The following is an 18,911-nucleotide window of genomic DNA, read 5'->3' on the forward strand; positions in this document are numbered from 1 at the left end:
ATGGTGAACGGCCCCAACAGCATGCTCGCGCCGAGTTGAAGTGGCCCTGTGCTCTTGACCCTTTGAAGGGGCGCACGATGAAATTGAACGCGAATTCGGAGAGATCCGTCTTCGCCGGCCACTGCCGGCATTCACCCAAGCCCCTGCGGGAACCCTGTTCCCGCCTGGGAAGGTGGTTTCCGCTCCAACCTTCTTTAATGGAGAGATTGAGATGCTGGACGCCACCTATGCGACCCACTACCACGCTGCGTGCAAGCGCATGGACTATGTCGTGAAGTCCCTCGCGGAGCGGCCCAGCCGCGCCATCCAGCTGGCGGTCGACGCCGGCGGGGAAGATGCGGTGCAGGCGCTGTTCGACGCGGTCATGGACTACGGGTACCGCCAGGTGCTGGTCCAGTCACTCAACTCGCCCAAGCTGCCCCAGTGGGTCCGCGCGCGCCTGGAGAGCTTCCTGTTCGGAAACCGCCGCCCGCTCGCCGCGCTGCTGGTGAAGACGCTGCACTGAACCGCTGTTGCAGCGATCGGAAGGCCTGCCCCCAAGTTGGGGCAGGCCTTCTCGCATTGGCCGATAGAACGGGCCATGGATCCACACCGGGTTCCAGCAATGCAGTTCATGTGCGCCGATTCGACCGCCAATGCATTTCAATCAATGGAAATGTAAGGAGTCAGCCCATGGCCGAATCCACGATCACTGCCAAGGGCCAGACAACGGTTCCGGCCGAGATCCGGGCACTCGTGAACGCCGAGCCAGGCACGCGCCTGGTCTGGTCCGAGATGCCCGACGGAACGATCATCGTTCGGGCCAAGACGAAATCCGTCCTCGAACTGGCGGGCCTCTTGAAGGCGCCCAAGGGCAGGCGCGTGGCCATCGAGGACATGAATCCCTGGCGGCGCTGATGGCCGCACTCGACACCACCGTCCTGGTCCGCTATGTCGTCCGCGACGACAATGCGCAGTTGGCCGCGGCCAGGCGGCTCATCGAAAAGTGCATCGCCCACGGCCAAACGCTTTTCGTGCCCGTGACGGTCACGCTCGAACTTGAAGGGGTGCTGCGCGCGAGTTTCGGCTTCGACAAGGATGACGTCATGCAGGCGCTTGCAAGCCTGTTCTCAGCGGCGGAGTTGAGCTTCGGGTCGGAGCGCGCCCTCGAGGTCGCCTTGCAGTTGTACCGCGAAGGCTCGGCGGATTTTGCTGACTGCCTGCACGTCGCGCTGGCGGCGCAGGCCGGCGAGGTGCCGCTTTGGACCTTCGACCAGCGAGCTGCCAAGGTCCGTGGCGCGCAGGCGGTCGCTCGCTGACTCTTGGCGACGGGATTCCTTTGCCGCGCGGGCTTACCGGGCTGCTGCGACTGCATGTGGGTTCGCCTAGCCTGCAGCGCGCTGCCCTACTTGATCCGGCGCAGTCCAGGGGGCCTGGACGTTCGCGGGGCTTCGGACGCCTTGAGCTCGTCGTCAGTGGGCCAGGCGCCGTGCAGCTTCATGTAGGCCGTGCGGCGCTGGTCGATCGGGAAGTTCACCTCGCCGTCGGCGCCGAACGCCATGGCCTCGGCCGCCAAGGCATGCATGAAGCCTTGGCCGCCGGTGTTGTCGGCGAGGTGCCGGGCGCTGCCCAGCGCACACATGGCGTCGAACTCCGCCCGCGTGCGCGGCAGCCATGGAGCGAAGGTCACCGCAGCGAACTGCTGCCACTCTGCATCGCTCATCGTGATCTTTCCATCTGCAACCAGCATGCTTGCGTGCCCTTGCGTTTTGCGTACCTTGCGCTCCTCGTCGCGCGGCTACGCGGGTTGACAGAGGCAGCTTAGCAGCGGACGTCGCGTTCGCAAGTCCCCAGGCGCGTTTGCGCTGGCCCTCCTCACTGGCCCGTGGTCGCCGAGCACCTGAAATCCTGCGCGTCCACCGAAGCTGGCGGCCCGCGGCGTGGTTTCAGCATCGAGCAGGCGAGGGCAGTTTCTGCGGCCCGCTCGCCTGCAGGCCCGCAGACGTGCGTGCGGCGATGGCACGCAGACGGGCGATCACAGGGTCCGCCGAGTTCAGCCAGTACGCTTGCAATTCGCGCGGCACGCTCGCTTGCAGCGGGCGTGAGAACAGCGCTGGCAGCAGGGCGCTGGGAAGGAGGAAGAAGTCCAATGGGACGTACAACCTGGCCATCCGCACGACCAAGGTGCTCGCGATTTCCGGCGCGCAGCGATTGCGCTCCAGCAGCCAGGTGCCCGGAGCAGAAGGCCACATGAGCCGCACGCGAACGCGCGCGCCCCAGAATGTCAGCGCGTTGTTTCGGACATCGAAGGCCGCAGGCAGTCCGTCGGTGGCCATCGCCGCACTCAAAGCCCGTCCGAACTCTCGCGTATGGTCGCGAAGCTGCTGGGCCGCGCCGAGCGTGCGCCGGTAGCGGTGCTCCGGGACAGCGGGCGCCAGAGGCAGCCTGAGCTGCCTGGGGGCACCGAGGCGCGCGCAGTCCCTGGTCCCCGGCGCCTCCGTGTGCCCAGGCCGCCTTTGCGCAACGCCCTGGAATCGCGCCTGCACCCGGGCCCAGGTGGCGTCATCGACGATCCGCGGGAGGCAGCCGTCCTGCCTGGAGGGGGCGCACTGGATCACCTTTCCTCCCTTGCTCTTGACGCCCCAGACAAAGTTTCCGATCAGTGCCTCGTTCTTCAGGAACCTCTTCAAGGCTTCGGCCGAGAGGCCCCGGCCCTTGTTGGTGCGCCAGCCCTCCGCATTCGCAAGACTGGCGATCTCCACGAGCCGAAGGCCGCCGGCGTAGGCGCGGCAGATCCGTTGCACGAGCTGCACCTCCGCATCCGGCGCGAGCACCCACTCGATGCGGTCCGTCAACGCCGCCTTGCGCTGGCCGTGCTCCAGCATCAGCCTGCGCGAACCGTCCGCAGACACGGAGCAGCGCCGATAACCCAGTGCCGGAAGCGGCCCCATTTGAAAGCCCTTGGCAACGACCCGCTCTTGCCCGGCGCGTGACTTGGACGCAATGTCGCGGCTGTACTCGGCGGCCATCACACGCCGCATGCTCTTCAAGAGGACAGTCACGGGGGTGTGGTCGTTCGCGAAGGATTCGCTCACGTAGATCACCTGCACCCCGTTCAGGCGGCAGTGGTACTCGTAATACGCAGCAGCATCTGCATCCTGGAAGCGCCCCCACCGGCTGACGTCGTAGACGAGGATGGCCGAGAACGGGGCCGCATCGGCGACGTCCCCGAGAAGCTGACGCAGTTTGGGCCGGTTCGCCAGCTGCAGGCCGCTGCGGCCTTCGTCTTCGTAGCTGCGGACGATCTCGAAGCCGTTGGCGCGGGCGAACTCCGCGATCGCGTGTTTCTGCACGACAGGGGAGAGGTCCTGGCGATCCGTGGACATGCGGATGTACTGGGCCGCAGGTCGCGTCTGGGTGCTCATGAGGGTGCTCCTTGAGAGCGAAGAGGAGTGCACACCCTATGCGCAGGAGTCCTGTCGCGCGGGTCGCCCCGCCACCTTCCTTCGAGAGCGCTCCCTCCTCAGGTGGGCGCGTCGCCATGCAAGGAATGGGCGCAGCTCGACGGATGAACCCTCGGCAAGGTGTGTGATGCGGTGATGGCCCTGACTGCTGGCGGCCGGAGCACCGCGGCACCAAGATGGATTGCGTAACGCCTCGAGCGCTATGGCGGGCCAAGGGCACCGCCCTTCATGAACTTCCCGATGCGGGCCCCTGCTGCCCGCTCGGGAGCTGCGGCACTGCATCGGGCAACCGGAGACCCATGTTGAACCGACAGCACCTGCAGGGACGCATCGACGGCGCCTGCGCCAAGCCATTTCCGTCGCAACGCACACTGAACCTCGACTCCGAGCGCGCCCCCGTGATCTTCGGCTGGTGGCTGTACGCGCAGGAGCGCTTTGGCGGCCGCTGCCACCTCGAGACGCTGTACCGGCTGGACCGGGTGGGGACACGGCTTGACGGCCGCGGCCAGCTCGCCAGCCTGCAGCCCAGCGCGTACTACGGCCAGAGCACCGACAAGCTGCGTGAACTGCTGCGCGTTCGCCAGCACACGCTGCTGCCGCGCGCTCCCCTGGGCCAGCGCTGGATCGGACCGCAGTTGGTGCAGGAGTGGCCTTGCGCGGCGCTCGCGTCGCCAGACGGCTTCGCCGCGCCCGAGGGCCGCGACCCGGTGCCCCAGGATCCCGGGGCACGGCTGGATCTGGCCCGCCGGCTGGCCAGCAGGATCCTCCGCGACCGGGCTGCTGTGTGAGCACCGGCCGTGACGAAGAAAGCGAGACTGCGCGGGACTGGCTGGCGCGCAAAGGTTTCGACCTGGGCGCGCTGGCCGTCCCCGCGGCCCCGAGCCTGCGCGCGCCGCCGGGCGCGTTCACACCCGATCTCGCCTCCTACGATCGCATCCTGATCGGGTACTCCGGCGGCAAGGACAGCCAGGCCTGCCTGCTGTACCTGCTGGAGCTCGGGGTGCCACGCGAGAAGATCGAGTGCATGCACCACCTGGTCGACGGCCGCGAGGGTTCCAGCCTGATGGATTGGCCCTGCACCGAAGCGTATGCGGCGGCGATCTGCAGGGCGCTGGGCGTGAAGCTCAACTTCAGCTGGCGCGAGGGCGGGATCGAACGCGAAATGACGCGGCGCGGAACTCCCACGGCCCCGGTCTGGATCCCGCATGCGGACGGCTATCGCAGCATCGGCGGCCGCGGCCCGGCCGGCACGCGGCTGAAGTTCCCGCAGGTCTCCTCGGACCTGTCGGTGCGCTGGTGCAGCGCGGTCAACAAGATCGACGTGTTCGCGCGCTACCTGTGCAACGAGCCGGGGTTCGTGAGCCGGCGCACGCTGGTCGTCACCGGCGAGCGGGCCCAGGAGAGCAGGGCGCGTGCGAAGTACAAGGTGTTCGAGCCGCACCGCTGCGATACCCGCGGCAGCAGGAAGGTCCCGCGTCACGTCGATGTCTGGCGCGCCGTCCACGGCTGGAGCGAGCAGCGCGTCTGGAACCTGATCGAGAAATGGAAGCTGACCTGCCATCCGGCCTACTACCTCGGATGGGGCCGGGTGAGCTGCCGGTGCTGCATTTTCGGCAGCGCCCACCAGTGGGCCTCCATTCGGGCAATCGCGCCGCAACAGTTCGATCGGATCGCCGTCTACGAACGTGAGTTCGGCATCACCATCCACCGCCGCAGGACGGTGGGACAGCGCGCGGACGCCGGCACGCCGTACGCCCTGGACCCGAAGTGGGTGGCCATCGCCAACAGCCGCGAGTTCACGCATCCGCCCTTCATGAACCCCTGGGTGCTGCCGCAAGGCGCCTACGGCGAAAGCTGCGGACCCACGTAGGGGCCGCCGCGCGCAGCGTGAGGGGCGCAGCGCGATGTCTGCCCCTGTGCCTTCTTCTGGTCGGTGCACGGGCGCGCTGCAGCGCGTCCGTGCACCGACCGAACCGTGGGATCCCGAACTGCCGCACGGGCGCCGCCCGCGCTCGCCGGCACCGCGGTGTCCCGGACCCCCAAACCCCGCCGGCGCAGCAGCAGCCGCTGCGCCGACCTCACTGTCACCACACCGAAATGAAGCGAACGAAACGCAAGCGCAGGCGCCACTATCTGGTGCAGGCCTACGTCTACTACCCTGACGCCCGGCTGTTCGACCTTGGCGAATCGCTGGGCACCATCGACCAGGAGCCTCTGTCCTTCATGCTGGATGGTCGCCCGATCGCGCCATCCGGGGACGGCAGCGTGTTCATGACCCCGAAGCAGGCCCGCAAGATGATCGAGCGCTCGGACTTCGCAAACTACCGCAGTTACGCGCTGGCCGAAGCACCGGACGACGACTTGGCGGGCGAACCAGATGGCAGCGCGCAACCGCACGCCGGTGTCCGGACTGTGGCTGCCAGCTGGAGTGCGTGAATGAATGGCCACTGTCCTTCCTGTGCGAGAACTGCCTCCACGAAGAGGGGGAAGAGGATCTGGCAGAGCCAGCGCAGGAGCGCTTGGCGAGCAAGCGGGGCGCGCGCAAACGGCGCCGGCGCAGGTCGCCCCAACGCGCTCGCACAGGCCCGCCGGGGAAGGCATAGCACGGAGCGCGAACCCTACGGCATGTCGAAGATACCGCAGGCCGCGATCCCGCCGTAGCGCGCGGAGTCGCCGAACCTGTCTCCAAGCGCAGAAGGGGCAGACCGTGAGGTCTGCCCCTTTGCTTCGTTGAGACGGGTGCGCCGCGGCAGGGCAGGGATGCACCTGAGACCGCGGCGACGCGTGGCGCGACTACTGCGCCAGGAACGATGACACCTTGCGGCGGATCGACTCCAGGCGCGGCGCATCGCTCGCCATGGACGCAGCGCGCCGCTGGCGATAGAACCACTGCGCATCGGCCAGGGTCACGCCGGCTTTGGCCAGGAGGGCAGGACCCTTCGGGCAGTTGGCATTGGTGGCATGCATGGGACTCTCCAATCTGAAACCGGGCACATCGCCCTGTCTGCGCTCTCGCAGGAGAACGCACACGGGGCGATGTGTTCCGGCCCGCCTGGCGAGTCCGTGATGCAAGGCCGGCCGCGCGGCATTGGAGAGTCCGTTTCCCATGCCTCTTGCGGGAGGCGTGCGGGCGAGACAGCGCGGCTTGGCCAGGTCGGCCGCCACCGACGGGGGGCGGCCTCGAGTGTTGTGTTGCGTGATGTTCAATGCAGTCGCAGGGACCGCGATATGACGCAGGGCGTCAATCGATGACGAAGGTACCACGCAGATGGGTGTTGCGCGTCGCCCGACATCGAGCGATTGCCCGTCAAAGCGACCGCGCGGCGCGATGGCAGGTGCCCGACAGCTGGCTGTCGCCTGAGCTTCAGGAGACTCGCCGCCTGCCGGTTTGCCCGGGCGCGCCGCACGGGTCTGCGCCCGCGCAGCCTTCAGGCCGCCTTCAGCGACGCCATGTCGATCACGAAGCGGTACTTGACGTCGCCCTTCTCCAGCCGCTGCCACGCCTGGTTGACCTGCTGCATCGGGATCAGCTCGATGTCGGCGGTGATGCCATGTTGGCCGCAGAAGTCGAGCATCTCCTGCGTCTGCGCGATGCCTCCGATGGTCGAGCCCGACACGCTGCGATTGCCGAAGATCAGCGCGAACGACGACAGCGCCAGCGGCTTGGCGGGCGCGCCGACCAGCGTCAGGTTGGCGTCCAGCTTCAAGAGGCCGAGGATCGCGTTGATGTCGTGGTCGGCCGAGACGGTGTCCAGGATGAAGTCGAAGCTGCCGGCGTGAGCCATCATGGCGTCGGCGTCGGTCGAGACGACGACCTCGTGCGCGCCCAGCCGCAGCGCGTCGGCGGCCTTGCGCGGCGAGGTGGTCAGCACGACGACCTGCGCGCCGAAGGCGCGGGCGAGCTTGACGCCCATGTGGCCGAGCCCGCCAAGGCCGACGATGCCGACCTTCTTGCCGGGGCCAGCGCCGTTGCGCTTGAGCGGCGCATAGGTCGTGATGCCGGCGCACAGCAGCGGCGCGGCGGCAGCCGGTTCGAGCTTGGCCGGTAAGCGCAGCACGAAGTGCGCGTCCACGACGATGCTGCTGGAGTAGCCACCGAATGTCATCGGCGCGGTGCCGTGGCGGTCGCGCGAACCGAAGGTCAGCGTCAGGTCGGGGCAGAAGTTCTCGCGGCCGGAGCGGCAATGGGGGCAGCTGCGGTCGGAGTCAACCAAGCAGCCCCGGGATTCAGCGTCGGCTACGAAAGCCCTTCGCAGTTCAGTCGCGAGTACGCACGCTTGTTCGGTGCTCCGCCCCGGCGGGATGTCGAGGCCTTGAGACCGCACGCCGGCCCGCCCAGCACGCAAGGCCACGGCGTGAAGCGGCGTGCGCCGCATGCCGTGGCAAGGGCTTGAGGGGACACGGCCGAAGGCCGCCCTTGCCTCGATGCCGTGCGCTGGGGTTGCGTTGGCGTCCTCAACTGCTGCACCACGACCGCGTGCCGACCCCCGATGGCCACCTCAAGATTCCCCCACCGGTCGCTGGCATGCGCCCAGCGGGCAGCACTCACGGCAGTGGGAGGATCGGCAACCCAGATCGAGGGACCCACGGCCGGCAAACGCCCGAGGCCAGTCCTTCGCCGCGGGTTCAGCGGCGCGAGCCGGCGCCGGAAATGCTGTGGCGGCCCGGCAGTAGCGGCATCTCGCCGTGTGGGTGCTGCGGGACGCGCTTCGGACAGGGCATGGAGGAGGCCCGCAGGCCCGCCCGCGCCAGAATCTCACGCAGCCCAGGGGCGGGTGGGCCGATGAAGCCTGGCGCGGTGCTCGGTGTATTCCTCATGCGCGCAGTATGCGGCGGCGGGTGCGCGGGCGCAGTGACAGGCTTCACCCCATTCACGTGTAGCATGATCGTCTTCAGCGCTTCAGCTGCAGGCGTGTCAATCGCGCTTGTCACGGCCTGCACCAATTGGCCCGGGCGCCGTCCAGCCACGCGCTGCCGCTGCGCCGTACCCGCCGCCCAGTGCGGTCTTCGTGTTTGTGTCTGCGGCTCTTCGCAGACTGCGCAAGAGCCCCAGCGTCCTCTCTGTGCGCTTTGCGGTGCGGGCGCGGAGCAGCAGCCAGCCACCGTCGCGCATCGAACGCCGTGCACCGGCCGCACTGCTTCGGCGCCATCGCCAGGCGTGCAGTTCTGGCGTGCTCTTCCACTCGCGCCGGATGATCACTCCAAAGTCTGCACCGCGCGAGCGCAGGAATGCAAACAGGTGCTGGGCCAAACGGGTCTTTCTTGAGAGGGGGGAGGCTCTGTTTAGCCATCCCATGGAGGACACCAATGAGTCAGAAGCCCATACGCGCCGCGCAGTACATCCGGATGTCGACGGACGCACAGGACCTCTCCCCGGAGATGCAAACAAACGCCATCTCGGCATATGCCGACCGCGAAGGTTTCTCGGTCGTCGAAACCTATCTTGACGCAGGGCGAAGTGGGCTGACCCTGCAGAATCGCCCTGCCATGAAGAGGCTCCTGGAAGATGCGGTCAGGCCAGGGCGTCCGTTCGACGCGATCCTGGTCTATGACGTCAGCAGGTGGGGGAGATTTCAGGACACCGACGCTTCCGCGTACTACGAATACCACTGCCGCATGCATGGCGTGGACGTGCGGTACGTGCAGGAGCCGTTCACGCAATTCGACTCACCGCTCGTTGCGCTGCTCAAGGGTATGAAGAGAGTCATGGCCGCCGAATACAGCCGGGAGCTTGGCGTCAAGACCCGAGCCGGCCAGGGCATTGCGATGGCCCACGGGTTTCACATGGGATCATTGCCGCCGCTTGGGATCGGGCGCGTCGCCGTGGCAAAGCAAAGTGGCATGCAGCGTCCCCTGGCTGCCAATGAGCACAAGTCCAGCCGCGGCGAACACCTCAAGTGGGTCCGGGGACCGGACCAGGAGGTAGGGCTGGTGCAACGAATCTTCCGGCTGTACACGGACGGCGACATGAGCGTCCCTGAAATCGCCCGGCTGCTGCACCGTGAAGGTCGCCTCGCGAGCAGCGGCCGGCCGTTCACGCAGAACATGCTGTACCGCATGCTGCGTTGCGAGGCCTATGTTGGCGACTTCGTCTGGGGCCGCTGCGATGCGCTGAAGCACCGACGCGACGAAAACCACGAGCGCTTCCAGCGGGTCAAGGGCTCCGTGGAATCGATCCTCCAGCGGGACGTGTGGGAAGCCGCAAGAGTCAAGCGAACCCAGAGAGTCGGAGCTGCTCGTGGCAAAGGGACGTTGCTGGCGGACCTGCTCGAGGCCCTCCAATCCAACCCCAAGCTGACGGCATCCGACCTGGTGTCCCTGGGCTGCGCATGCCGGGCGACGTATGTGAATGCTTTCGGCTCCTTCGCTGCCGCTGTCGCCCTCCTGGACCGCGCACCGTACAAGCGCACACGCGAGGATTACCGTGGCGCCAACGACAAGCGCGCTTTGGGAAGCCGGCTGTGCAGCGATGTGGCCGCCGTGCTCGAGCGCGCGGGCCTGAGGTGCACGAGGCCAAAAAGCCCCAATGGAAGCCACTCCCTGGAGCTGGACGGCCGTGTGAAGGTACGCGTCCAGCTGATCTGGCGGCGCCGCAGGCACGGCATTCCGACCTGGTTCCTGCCCAAGATCTACCGCGAACTTTTCGACCACGCACTGCTGATCCGGGTGGAAGACGATGGGAGCGTCTTCGATTCCATTCTGCTGGCTGCGGATCGATATCTTCGGCATCGACGCTGGTTCGTCGACGACCTTGAACAGCCCGTGGTGTGGCTGACCACGGAAGCCCAGATCGCAGCCAGGTTCCGCTGCCTGGCTTGAGGCAGACGCCCGGCCCGCCACGGCCATTCCGCTTCTGCAAAGCCGCCGTACTTCCTTCGGCCTCTCGGAAGGTCTGCAATCCGCTCGTTTGCTCCAGACAGCGTCGTGCCCGGAAGTTGGAATCCGGCCATCCTTATTTCGTGCACGCTTCATACGAGGCGCTGATGCCCGGTCGGCGCAAACCGCCCGCCGCAACAACTTCATGCAGTTCCAGGTTAATTCCCGCCTATCATTGCAATATGCCGAATATCGCTGCAGCACTCAAGGACGAAATTGCACGCATCGCCCGCAAGGAGGTAAGGAGCGAAACCGTGGACTTCAAGAAATCCTCCGCCCAGTACCGCGGTCACATTGCCGCATTGCGCCGTCGCATCGAGGAGCTCGAACGGCAAGTTAAGAAGGCCGGAAGAAGCGCGCGTAAGACCGTCGTTCGGGAAGAGCCGCAGGCAGGCGGCGGGGTGAAGCGCCGCTTCAGCGCGGCGCGACTTGCCGCGACCCGCAAGAAGCTTGGGCTCTCGGCAGCGGACTTCGGAGCCCTGGTGGGCGTGACGGGACAGTCGATCTACAAGTGGGAAGCCGGCGCTGCGCGCCCCCGGTCGGCACAGTTGGAGGCCATTGCCGCCGTGCGAGGTCTGGGCAAGCGCGAGGTCAGCAAGCGGCTGCAGGCGCTGGGCTGACCAGCAGTGCCCATCCCGGCGGTGGCCTGCATTGCACGGCCCTTGGTGGACGCGCGTATGAGAGCGATTCTGTGCCGCCCAACGGACGCCGATCACACCTCACCTGGCGAGAGGACGATTCGCGGTCAGGGTCGATCGAGTGCGGTGAGCTGCACTCTCGCCACGCGCGTGCGGCATTGCGACGGGTCAGGACCTGAGTTGGTCTTCGAACGGCGAAAGTCCCGCCTCCGGTCGCAGCATGTTCTTTGCGACTCTCTTCACAGTGCCGCGGTGAAGATCGGCGCTGCGCGATCCCCACTGCTCCGGCAATCTGTCCAAGTGCCGAAGATCTTCCTTCTTTCCGAGCTGCGGCGGGGCGATGCCTTGGCCGCCCTGGAGCGTGAAGGGGCCCCTTTCGTTCCGGGGAGCTGGTGCGGCGCATGTGTGCGACTGGGCCGCCCGCTGGCTGCGCGCCGATTGGACCTCGATCAGTTCACAAGGAAAAGCGGCATGCAAGATGCCGCCGTACCGGGATGCACTGAATCCGAGTCGCCGACCCAGGCGTTGGCGTGACGACAGGGCGCTGGCTTCGAAGCGGTGCCCATTTGAACAAGATCGCAATGGCGGCACGCGAATTCCTGCGGAAGCCGCGGTCGATCGCCGGGGATCCATCCAGGGCACTGCTGCACACACCGTGCTTCCGAGGCTCGCCATTCCCTCACACTGCGGGGCGCTCCCGGGCAGGGAAAACCCAGTAATCACGCTGCCGCTGGTCCGTTGTACTGTATCGATGTACAGGCATTCGCAAGTCGCGAGGTGGTTGGATGAAGACTGGAGCAGTACCTGCCGCGCCCGCAGCACGCGATGCATAGGCAAGCCGATGCGTCCCTCACCGCCCTCACCAGCAGCAATCGGCGGGCATCGAACCCGTGTCCCCGCGGCTGCGGCACGCGCTCGCGCAGCTGCGATATCGAAGCTTGCCATCGCCTCGAAGCCAGCCTGGCCTGCTGCGGCTAGTGAGCCGCGGCGGACAATAATCAAAGGGGGAAGAGGACCGCAAGAATGAAAAAGCCCGCGCAAGCCAGGGACCTGTTTCGCCATCTCACCGCGGACAAGGCGTTTCTTTATCGATCCGTTCTGGAGGCCTTCGCGGCGGCGAAGCGGCAGTATCGCCTGCAACTGCGGCCAGACGAGGTGCTGGCCGAAGCGGCATGGGAGGGAGCGGCGCCTGCAATCGAGGAGGTCAACGCTGCCCTGTCGCAGTTGGCGGAATGGGGAAACCTCGAATCGCAGCCGGACATGGCGCGCGTGACTACCCTGGCCGATTACTACCGGGCCCGTTTCCTGTACCGCCTTTCGCAGGGCGGCGAGGCAGTCGAAGGCGCGCTGGATCATTTCGAACAGGCCATGAAGCGCCGCGCCGAATTGCAGACCGTCGCGCTCGAGGACATCGACGCGCGCTTGCGCGCGCTCAGGACACTGCTCGATCTTCCCGAGCTGGATGCGGCCAAGCTGCATGAAGTGCTGCGTGACCTGACGCGCGTGTTCGAGAGCCTGGCGGAGAACGCGCAGTCCTTCATGGCGGGGGTGGCCCGCTCGGTGGAACTGCAGCGCGCGGACGTGGCCGCCGTGATCGGCTACAAGCGCCGCTTGATCGATTACCTGGACCGCTTCATCGGCGATCTGGTGCACCGGTCGGAGAGCATCGCCAACGCCCTTTCGGACCTGGGCCCGCGCATGAGGCCGGCCTTGCTGGCCGTGGCGCAACGTGAAGCGCGCGACGCCGCGCCCGGGGATGCGCAGGAGCAGACAGCGGAAGAAGCCGCGCGCTATCTCGCCTGGCGCGAGCGCTGGCAGGGCTTGAGCGGCTGGTTCATGGCGCAGGGCCACGCCCCCGCGCAGGGGGAGCTGCTGCGGGCGCGCGCCCGGGCCGCCATTCCGCAACTGCTGGCCGCGATCGCCGCCGTCAATGAGCGGCGCAGCGGACGCAGCGACCGCTCCGCGGATTTCCGCATTCTCGCCGGCTGGTTCCTGGGCTGTGCAGACGATGCCGAAGCGCACCGGCTGGCGCGTGCGGCGTTCGCGCTCAATCCAGCGCGCCATCTCGCGTTCAATTCCTCGGCCGAGGAAAGTCTCCCGGCCAGTACCCCTTGGGCGAGCGCGCCGCCGCTGGCCATCCATCCGCGGCTGCGGGAGTATGGTGAAGCAGCGCCGCGCGGCCCGCAGGCCCGTGTGAAGGTGCGCGACCAGGAACGCGCCGCGCTGGCCGCCCAGCTGGAGGAGGAGTCACGCCAGGTGGAGGCTGCGCGCGCGCGGCTCGCCACCGGCCGGCCGGCCCGATTGTCCGAGCTGGGGGTTCTTCAGCCGCAGGAGTTCGGCCTTTTCCTGTCGCTGCTGGGCGAGGCGCTGGCGGAGCAGCCCGGGCCCGACGCCGTCGTCGAGCGCGCCACCGGCGACGGCCTCTTTCGGGTTCGGCTGCAGCCTCTGGAGCCCGGAACGCATGCCACCATCGAAACTCCCGCAGGCGCGTTCACGGGCCGCGACCACCTGCTGACGGTGACCCCCGCCGCATGAAGCAAGCGAGCGACAGCCGAAGCATCGGCGCCTACCAGCAAGGCCATCAGCGCGACGAGTTCCGCACGGCGGTGCGCGCGCTTCTCATGACACCCCTGATGGCTGCGACCCACGAAGACCTGCCCCTGGTCAGGCGCAACGGCGAGCGGCTGCGCGAGTGGTTTCTGCGCGAGACGGGATGGGTGCTGGTGGTGGAGCGCGACGGTGCACGCCTGTACAAGCGGCCGGCCGATCTGCAGGACGCAACCCGCGGTCTGCCCCGCTACGACCGCCGTCGCTATGTCTTGCTCTGCCTGGCGTGCGCGGTGCTCGAACGCTCCGAAGCCCAGATCAGCCTGCGCACGCTCGGCGAACGGCTGCTGCAGCTGGCCGCCGATCCGGTGCTGGCAGGCCGTGGGTTGGACTTCGGCTTGGCCACCGCGCACGAACGGCGCGACCTGGTCGCCGTGTGCCAGACCCTGCTGGACCTCGGCGTCCTGCTACGCGTCGTCGGCGACGAAGACGGGTTCGTCCACGGCGGCGGGGCGCAGGCGGACGCGCTGTACGACATCCAGCGCCGGGCGCTGTCCGGCATGCTCGCGGCCGCGCGTGGCCCCTCCACCTGGCCGGCCGGGGAGGAGCCGCTGTCGCTCCACGAGCGGCTGGCGGGCCTGGTCGCCGAGCATGTGCCGGACAGCGATGAAGGCCGCCGCACCGCTTGGCGCCATCACCTTGCGCGCCGGCTGCTGGACGATCCCGTCGTCTACCTGCAGACGCTGGACGAGGACGGCCGCAGCTACTTCATGAGCCAGCGCGGCCCGATGGCGGCCCGCCTGTGCGAAGCCGCCGGCCTGGTGGCCGAACAAAGGGCCGAAGGTCTGGCACTCACGGATGAAGCGGGCTTGCTCACGGACGTTCCCATGCCCGCGGAAGGGACCGAAGCCCATGCCACCCTGCTGGTGGCGGAATACCTGTCCCGCGGTGCCCGCGCAGGCCAACAGGAGTCCTCGGCCGCGGTGCCGCTGCAAGAGGTGGAGCGGTTCCTGGCCGGCGCGCGCGAGACCTACGGGCGCTACTGGCGCAAGTCCGCTCGCGAGGCCGGTGGCGAATGCGAGCTTGCTGCGCTCGCTCTCGGGCGGCTCGAGCAGCTGCAGCTGCTGCGCCGCAACGGCGATGCATTCACTGTCTTGCCGGCGCTTGCCCGTTTCGCGGCGGGCGCGGCCATCGTGGTTCCTCCGCGGCCTTCCCCCGCTTCGCTGCTGCCCGAATGAAGCTCGATTTCTCCGACCAATCCGCGCCCGCTGCGCGCCCCCTGTCGACGCTGCCAGAACCGCGCCTGGCACGCTGGCAGCCCCTGCGCCTCGGCCTGCTGGAGCTTTATCGCTATGACAGCGAGGAGTTCTGGTTTCGCGACGGGCACTTGCTGCTGCGCGGCAACAACGGCACCGGAAAGTCCAAGGTCCTCTCCCTCACACTGCCCTTGCTGTTGGACGCCAACTTGCGCTCGGCCCGGGTCGAGCCCGACGGCGACCCCGGCAAGAAGATGGGCTGGAACCTGCTGCTGGGAGGCACCTACGACCGGCGGACCGGCTACAGCTGGATCGAGTTCGGCCGCGTGGCCGAAGACGGCAGCCCGCGCTACCTGACGATCGGCGTGGGGCTGCTCGCGGTGGCTGCGCGTGCGCACGTGGAGCCCTGGTTCTTCATCGTCGAGGAGGATGCCGGGGCGCGGATCGGACAGGACCTCTGGCTGGTGAACGCGCAGCGCGTGGTGCTCACGCGCGAGCGGCTGCGCGAGGCCTTGGCGGGGCGCGGCCAGGTCTTCGACAACGCGGCCGCGTACCGGCGCGCGGTTGACGAGCGCCTGTTTCATCTCGGTGCGCGGCGCTACGACGCCTTGATGGATACCCTGATCCAGCTGCGCCAGCCGCAACTGTCGCGCCGGCCCGATGAGAGCAGCCTCTCGGACGCGCTGACCGAAGCGCTGCCGCCCTTGCCCCAGGAGCTGCTGGCGGACGTGGCGGAAGCCATGAACCAGCTCGAAGAGGACCGTCGCCAGCTCGAGGACTTCCAGAAGCTCGAGACAGCGGTCGTTCATTTCGACGCGCGCTACCGCGGGTACGCGGGCGTTCTGAGCCGCCGGCAGGCGCGCGAACTGCGCCAGGCGCAGACGGAATTCGACAACGCGAGCCGCGAGCGCAACGAGGCGAATACTTCGCTGGCCAGCGCGCTCGGCACGGAAGCCACGGCCAGGGAGAACCATGGCGTTGCCGACATCACCCTCAAGGGGCAGCGCATGCGGCTGGACACGCTGTTGTCCGATCCCGCCATGCAGGCCGCCAACCGGCTCGAGCAGGCCAAGCGCGACGCCGAAGCGCGCCAGCGGGATTTCGAGACCGCAGAGGAGCAGGCACGGGGGGCCGGCAAGGAGCTGCAGCGAGAGGCCGACCAGCTGCGGCAGCGCCATCAGCAGCGAGACGAGAGCCGGCGCCGCCTGGACGCGCAACAGAGCGAACTCGCGCGCTTTGCCCAGCAGGTCGGCCTGCAGCAGGATTGCGAGGCGGAGCCGCTGGCGGCGGCACCTCCACAAAGTCTGGCGGCCTCACCGGAACCGCAGCTTGCCGCCAGCGCGCGGCGGCTGCTCGAGGCGGCAACACGCCGCCGCAAGGACATTGGCCTGGTACGGCAGCGACTGCGCGAGCGCGGCGAAGCCCAGCATCAGTGCGAGACGCAACTGGCTGCCCTGCAGGAAAGACAAGAGCAGGCTGAAGCGGCCGCGGCACGGCGGGCCGACGCCGACGCGGCGGTCGTCTCCGAGGCCCAGGTGCACATGCAGGCCTGGGCCGAGCACATGGCGGGCCTGCAGCAGTTGGTGGTGGATGCCGATCCTGTCCTGGTGGCACTGACGGATTGGGCGCTGCAACTCACGGGCGAGCATCCCGGGCGGCAGGCCTTGCTGCTCGCGCAGCAGGAAGCCAGTACGCGAACGGGTGCGCGCCAGGTAGCGCTGCAGGGGCAACAGGCTGCTTTGGAGGCAGAGCGCCAAGAGCTTGCCGGCGAACAGCAGCGCTTGCTCGCCGGCGTCGACGCCGAGCCGGCTGCGCCGCCTGAGCGCGCAGCGGGAACGCGCACCGATCTGCGCGGCGCGCCGCTGTGGAAACTGGTGGACTTCCGCGCCCATCTGGAGCAGGCCGAACGCGCCGGTCTGGAAGCGGCGCTGCAGGCGAGCGGCTTGCTGGATGCGTGGGTCACGCCGGATGGGCAGCTGGTGTCCGTGGCCGACGGTAGTCCCTGGCTGGATGCGCAATGGGTGCGCCGCGGCGCGCGGCCGCAAGCTGCACTGTCGCAGTGGCTGCGGGCGGATGTCGGCCCGGATGCAGCCGTGCCGCAGCAGGCGGTCGAGGACCTGCTGTCCTCGGTGGCGTGCGGCCTGGTGGAACCTGCGCAGGCGGAGGCGTGGATCGCGCCAGACGGCCGCTGGCGCCTGGCGGGCCTGCGGGGCGCCTGGGCGAAAACGCAAGCCATGTTCATCGGCCACGCTGCGCGCCTGGCGGCACGGCACAAGCGGCTGGCCGACATCGCCGCGCGGCTCGCAGCATTGGAGGAGCAACAGGCTGTGCTGGAAGGAGAACAGCGGCAAGTGCAGCGAGCGCGCGAGCAGGCGCAGCGCGAGTGGCAGGCCGCGCCGTCCGAACAGACCCTGCGGCAGGCGCACGAGGCTGCCGTCGCCCGCGCACGCGAATTCCAGGAAATTCGCGCGCAGCTCGCGCGGGTGGAAACCCGCTGGCGCGAAGCGGACGAAGCCGCGCGGCTGGCGCTCACCGCCCTCGAACGCGATGCCACAGACCTGCACCTGCCGACGGACGCAGCCGGCCTGGAACAGGTGGAAGAGGCAGTGCATGGCTTCGGGGACGCGGTCCACGGCGCGGCGCAGGCGGCGTCGCACTGGCGTGCCGCCGCAGCGGAGCTCTCCGTCCAGACGGAACGGGAAGCCACGGCGCGGCTGCGCGTGGAGTCCTGCAGCCAGCAGACCGAGCTCAGGCGCGCCGAGCTGGAGGAAGCGCAGGCCCGCTGGGCGGTGCTGCAGGAGTCCACCGGGGCCGCGGCCGACGCGATCCGTGCCCGCGTCAGCCAGGCGCGGGAGGCGGTCCGCAAGGGGGAGGATCAGTTGCGCGGGGCCGAAGCCGCGCTGCGCCGCGCCGGCGAAGCGCGAGCGCGGGCGGAGGAGCGCTTTGAAGCGGCGGACGCCGCACTGGAGCAGCGCGGCGCCGCGCGCGCAGAGGCCGTGCGCAGACTGCAGGCCTTTGCTGCGGCCGGACTGTTGTCCTCCGCGTTGCCGGAGCTCGAGCTGCCCTCGAACCAAGTGCCTTGGACCATCGATCCGGCGCTGGCGCTGGCGCGGCGTGCGGAGCAGCTGCTCGCCTCGGTCAAGGACGACGACGACAGCTTCAAGCGCATCGGGCACCGGATCGCGGAGGATTTCCAGGAGCTGCAGCGCGCGCTGGGCGCGCTGGGCCAGCAGGCGTCCGGTGAGCCGACCGAGTTCGGCCTGGTGATCCACACCGTGTACCGCAACCGCCCCGAGCGGCCCGACCGGCTGGCGGCGCTCCTGGCCGACGAAATTGCGCAGCGGCGCGAATTGCTCACCGCACGCGAGCGTGAAGTGCTGGAGAACCACCTTCAGGCGGAAATCGCGGCGGAGATCCAGCGCCTGATCCGCGTGGCCGAAAAGCAGGTGGAAGACATCAACCGCGAACTGCACAAGCGCCCGACCTCCACCGGGGTCAGGTTCCGCCTGCAATGGGAAGCGCTGGAGGAAGGGCAGGGCGCACCCGTGGGGCTGCACGCGGCGCGGGAGAAGCTGCTGCGCACCAGCGCGGACCTGTGGTCGCAGGAGGACCGCCGCGTCGTCGGCGCGATGCTGCAGCAACGCATACTCGACGAGCGCCAGCGCTCCGACGGCGTCGGAGAGGCCGAAGCCGGGCTGGTGGAGCAGCTGGCGCGCGCTCTGGACTACCGCCAGTGGCACCAGTTCCGGGTCCAGCGGCTGCAGGACGGGCAATGGCGCAAGCTCTCGGGCCCGGCTTCGAGCGGCGAACGCGCCCTGGGCCTGACCGTTCCCCTGTTCGCCGCGATCGCCAGTTTCTATGGCCATTCGGCGCAGCGCCTGGCGCCGCGCCTGATGCTGCTGGACGAAGCGTTCGCCGGCATCGACGATGCCGCCCGCGCGCACTGCATGGCCTTGGTGCGCGAGTTCGACCTCGACTTCGTGATCACCAGCGAGCGCGAATGGGCCTGCTATTCCGAGCTGCCCGGCGTTGCCATCTGCCAGTTGCAGCGGCGCGAAGGCATCGATGCGGTGTATGTCTCGCGCTGGACCTGGGACGGTCGCAGCCGGCGGCGCGATGAGGATCCGGACCGCCGCTTCCCGCCGCCATGA

At 68.4% G+C, this 18,911-nt stretch carries 15 protein-coding genes; 11 read left to right on the forward strand and 4 right to left on the reverse strand.

Annotated elements, in window-relative coordinates; genetic code table 11:
- Window positions 1-211 precede the first annotated feature (211 nt).
- The 3 genes from WG923_RS23365 to WG923_RS23375 all read left to right on the forward strand — a co-directional run bounded on the left by WG923_RS23365 (window position 212) and on the right by WG923_RS23375 (window position 1,298).
- Window positions 212-505 (forward strand): hypothetical protein, encoded by a 294-nt coding sequence (locus tag WG923_RS23365; RefSeq protein ID WP_340353411.1) that lies wholly within the window; start codon window positions 212-214, stop codon window positions 503-505.
- A 167-nt stretch (window positions 506-672) separates the two neighbouring features.
- Window positions 673-897 carry an AbrB/MazE/SpoVT family DNA-binding domain-containing protein gene (locus tag WG923_RS23370; RefSeq protein ID WP_340353412.1) on the forward strand — a complete coding sequence of 75 codons (225 nt, stop codon included), beginning with the start codon at window positions 673-675 and terminating at the stop codon, window positions 895-897.
- Window positions 897-1,298, forward strand: a complete 402-nt coding sequence (locus WG923_RS23375; protein ID WP_340353413.1) for a PIN domain-containing protein — start codon at window positions 897-899, stop codon at window positions 1,296-1,298. Before WG923_RS23370 ends, WG923_RS23375 begins: the two co-directional genes overlap by 1 nt.
- A gap of 86 nt (window positions 1,299-1,384) precedes the next feature.
- Here WG923_RS23375 and WG923_RS23380 read toward each other — a convergent pair whose 3' ends face one another.
- Together WG923_RS23380 and WG923_RS23385 are read right to left on the reverse strand one after the other, a co-directional pair.
- Complete coding sequence (locus WG923_RS23380) at window positions 1,385-1,702, reverse strand: hypothetical protein (protein ID WP_340353414.1); 318 nt, start codon at window positions 1,700-1,702, stop codon at window positions 1,385-1,387.
- Between the two features lie 223 nt (window positions 1,703-1,925).
- Window positions 1,926-3,404 carry a recombinase family protein gene (locus tag WG923_RS23385; RefSeq protein WP_340353415.1) on the reverse strand — a complete coding sequence of 493 codons (1,479 nt, stop codon included), beginning with the start codon at window positions 3,402-3,404 and terminating at the stop codon, window positions 1,926-1,928.
- Between the two features lie 338 nt (window positions 3,405-3,742).
- Here WG923_RS23385 and WG923_RS23390 point away from each other — a divergent pair, with 338 nt between their 5' ends.
- The 3 genes from WG923_RS23390 (at window position 3,743) to WG923_RS23400 (ending at window position 5,879) form a co-directional block, all read left to right on the forward strand.
- Window positions 3,743-4,231: a hypothetical protein gene (locus tag WG923_RS23390; protein ID WP_340353416.1), complete on the forward strand. Its 489-nt coding sequence runs from the start codon at window positions 3,743-3,745 to the stop codon at window positions 4,229-4,231.
- Entirely contained in the window at window positions 4,228-5,313 is a 1,086-nt protein-coding gene (locus WG923_RS23395; protein ID WP_340353417.1) for a phosphoadenosine phosphosulfate reductase family protein, read from the forward strand. The genes WG923_RS23390 and WG923_RS23395 overlap by 4 nt, the downstream gene beginning before the upstream one ends.
- A gap of 227 nt (window positions 5,314-5,540) precedes the next feature.
- The gene (locus WG923_RS23400; protein ID WP_340353418.1) at window positions 5,541-5,879 is read left to right on the forward strand and encodes a hypothetical protein; all 339 of its coding nucleotides are present in this window, start codon (window positions 5,541-5,543) and stop codon (window positions 5,877-5,879) included.
- 357 nt (window positions 5,880-6,236) lie between these two features.
- Here WG923_RS23400 and WG923_RS23405 read toward each other — a convergent pair whose 3' ends face one another.
- Together WG923_RS23405 and WG923_RS23410 are read right to left on the reverse strand one after the other, a co-directional pair.
- The gene (locus WG923_RS23405; protein ID WP_340353419.1) at window positions 6,237-6,410 is read right to left on the reverse strand and encodes a hypothetical protein; all 174 of its coding nucleotides are present in this window, start codon (window positions 6,408-6,410) and stop codon (window positions 6,237-6,239) included.
- Between the two features lie 461 nt (window positions 6,411-6,871).
- Entirely contained in the window at window positions 6,872-7,819 is a 948-nt protein-coding gene (locus WG923_RS23410; RefSeq protein ID WP_445322967.1) for an NAD(P)-dependent alcohol dehydrogenase, read from the reverse strand.
- A 931-nt stretch (window positions 7,820-8,750) separates the two neighbouring features.
- Between WG923_RS23410 and WG923_RS23415 the strand changes: the two genes are divergently transcribed.
- From WG923_RS23415 to WG923_RS23435, 5 genes are all read left to right on the forward strand, one after another.
- Complete coding sequence (locus WG923_RS23415) at window positions 8,751-10,262, forward strand: recombinase family protein (RefSeq protein WP_340353420.1); 1,512 nt, start codon at window positions 8,751-8,753, stop codon at window positions 10,260-10,262.
- 239 nt (window positions 10,263-10,501) lie between these two features.
- On the forward strand, window positions 10,502-10,939 hold the full coding sequence (locus WG923_RS23420; protein ID WP_340353421.1) for a helix-turn-helix domain-containing protein: 438 nt from the start codon (window positions 10,502-10,504) through the stop codon (window positions 10,937-10,939).
- A gap of 1,041 nt (window positions 10,940-11,980) precedes the next feature.
- Window positions 11,981-13,492, forward strand: coding sequence for a TIGR02677 family protein (locus WG923_RS23425; protein ID WP_340353422.1), 1,512 nt, complete (start codon window positions 11,981-11,983; stop codon window positions 13,490-13,492).
- A complete protein-coding gene (locus WG923_RS23430; protein WP_340353423.1) occupies window positions 13,489-14,742 on the forward strand; it encodes a TIGR02678 family protein in 1,254 nt (417 codons plus the stop codon). The genes WG923_RS23425 and WG923_RS23430 overlap by 4 nt, the downstream gene beginning before the upstream one ends.
- Window positions 14,739-18,911 carry a TIGR02680 family protein gene (locus tag WG923_RS23435; protein ID WP_340353424.1) on the forward strand — a complete coding sequence of 1,391 codons (4,173 nt, stop codon included), beginning with the start codon at window positions 14,739-14,741 and terminating at the stop codon, window positions 18,909-18,911. The genes WG923_RS23430 and WG923_RS23435 overlap by 4 nt, the downstream gene beginning before the upstream one ends.

It is taken from the genome of Ramlibacter sp. AN1133, from assembly GCF_037890035.1.
Taxonomy (GTDB): Bacteria; Pseudomonadota; Gammaproteobacteria; order Burkholderiales; family Burkholderiaceae_C; genus Ramlibacter.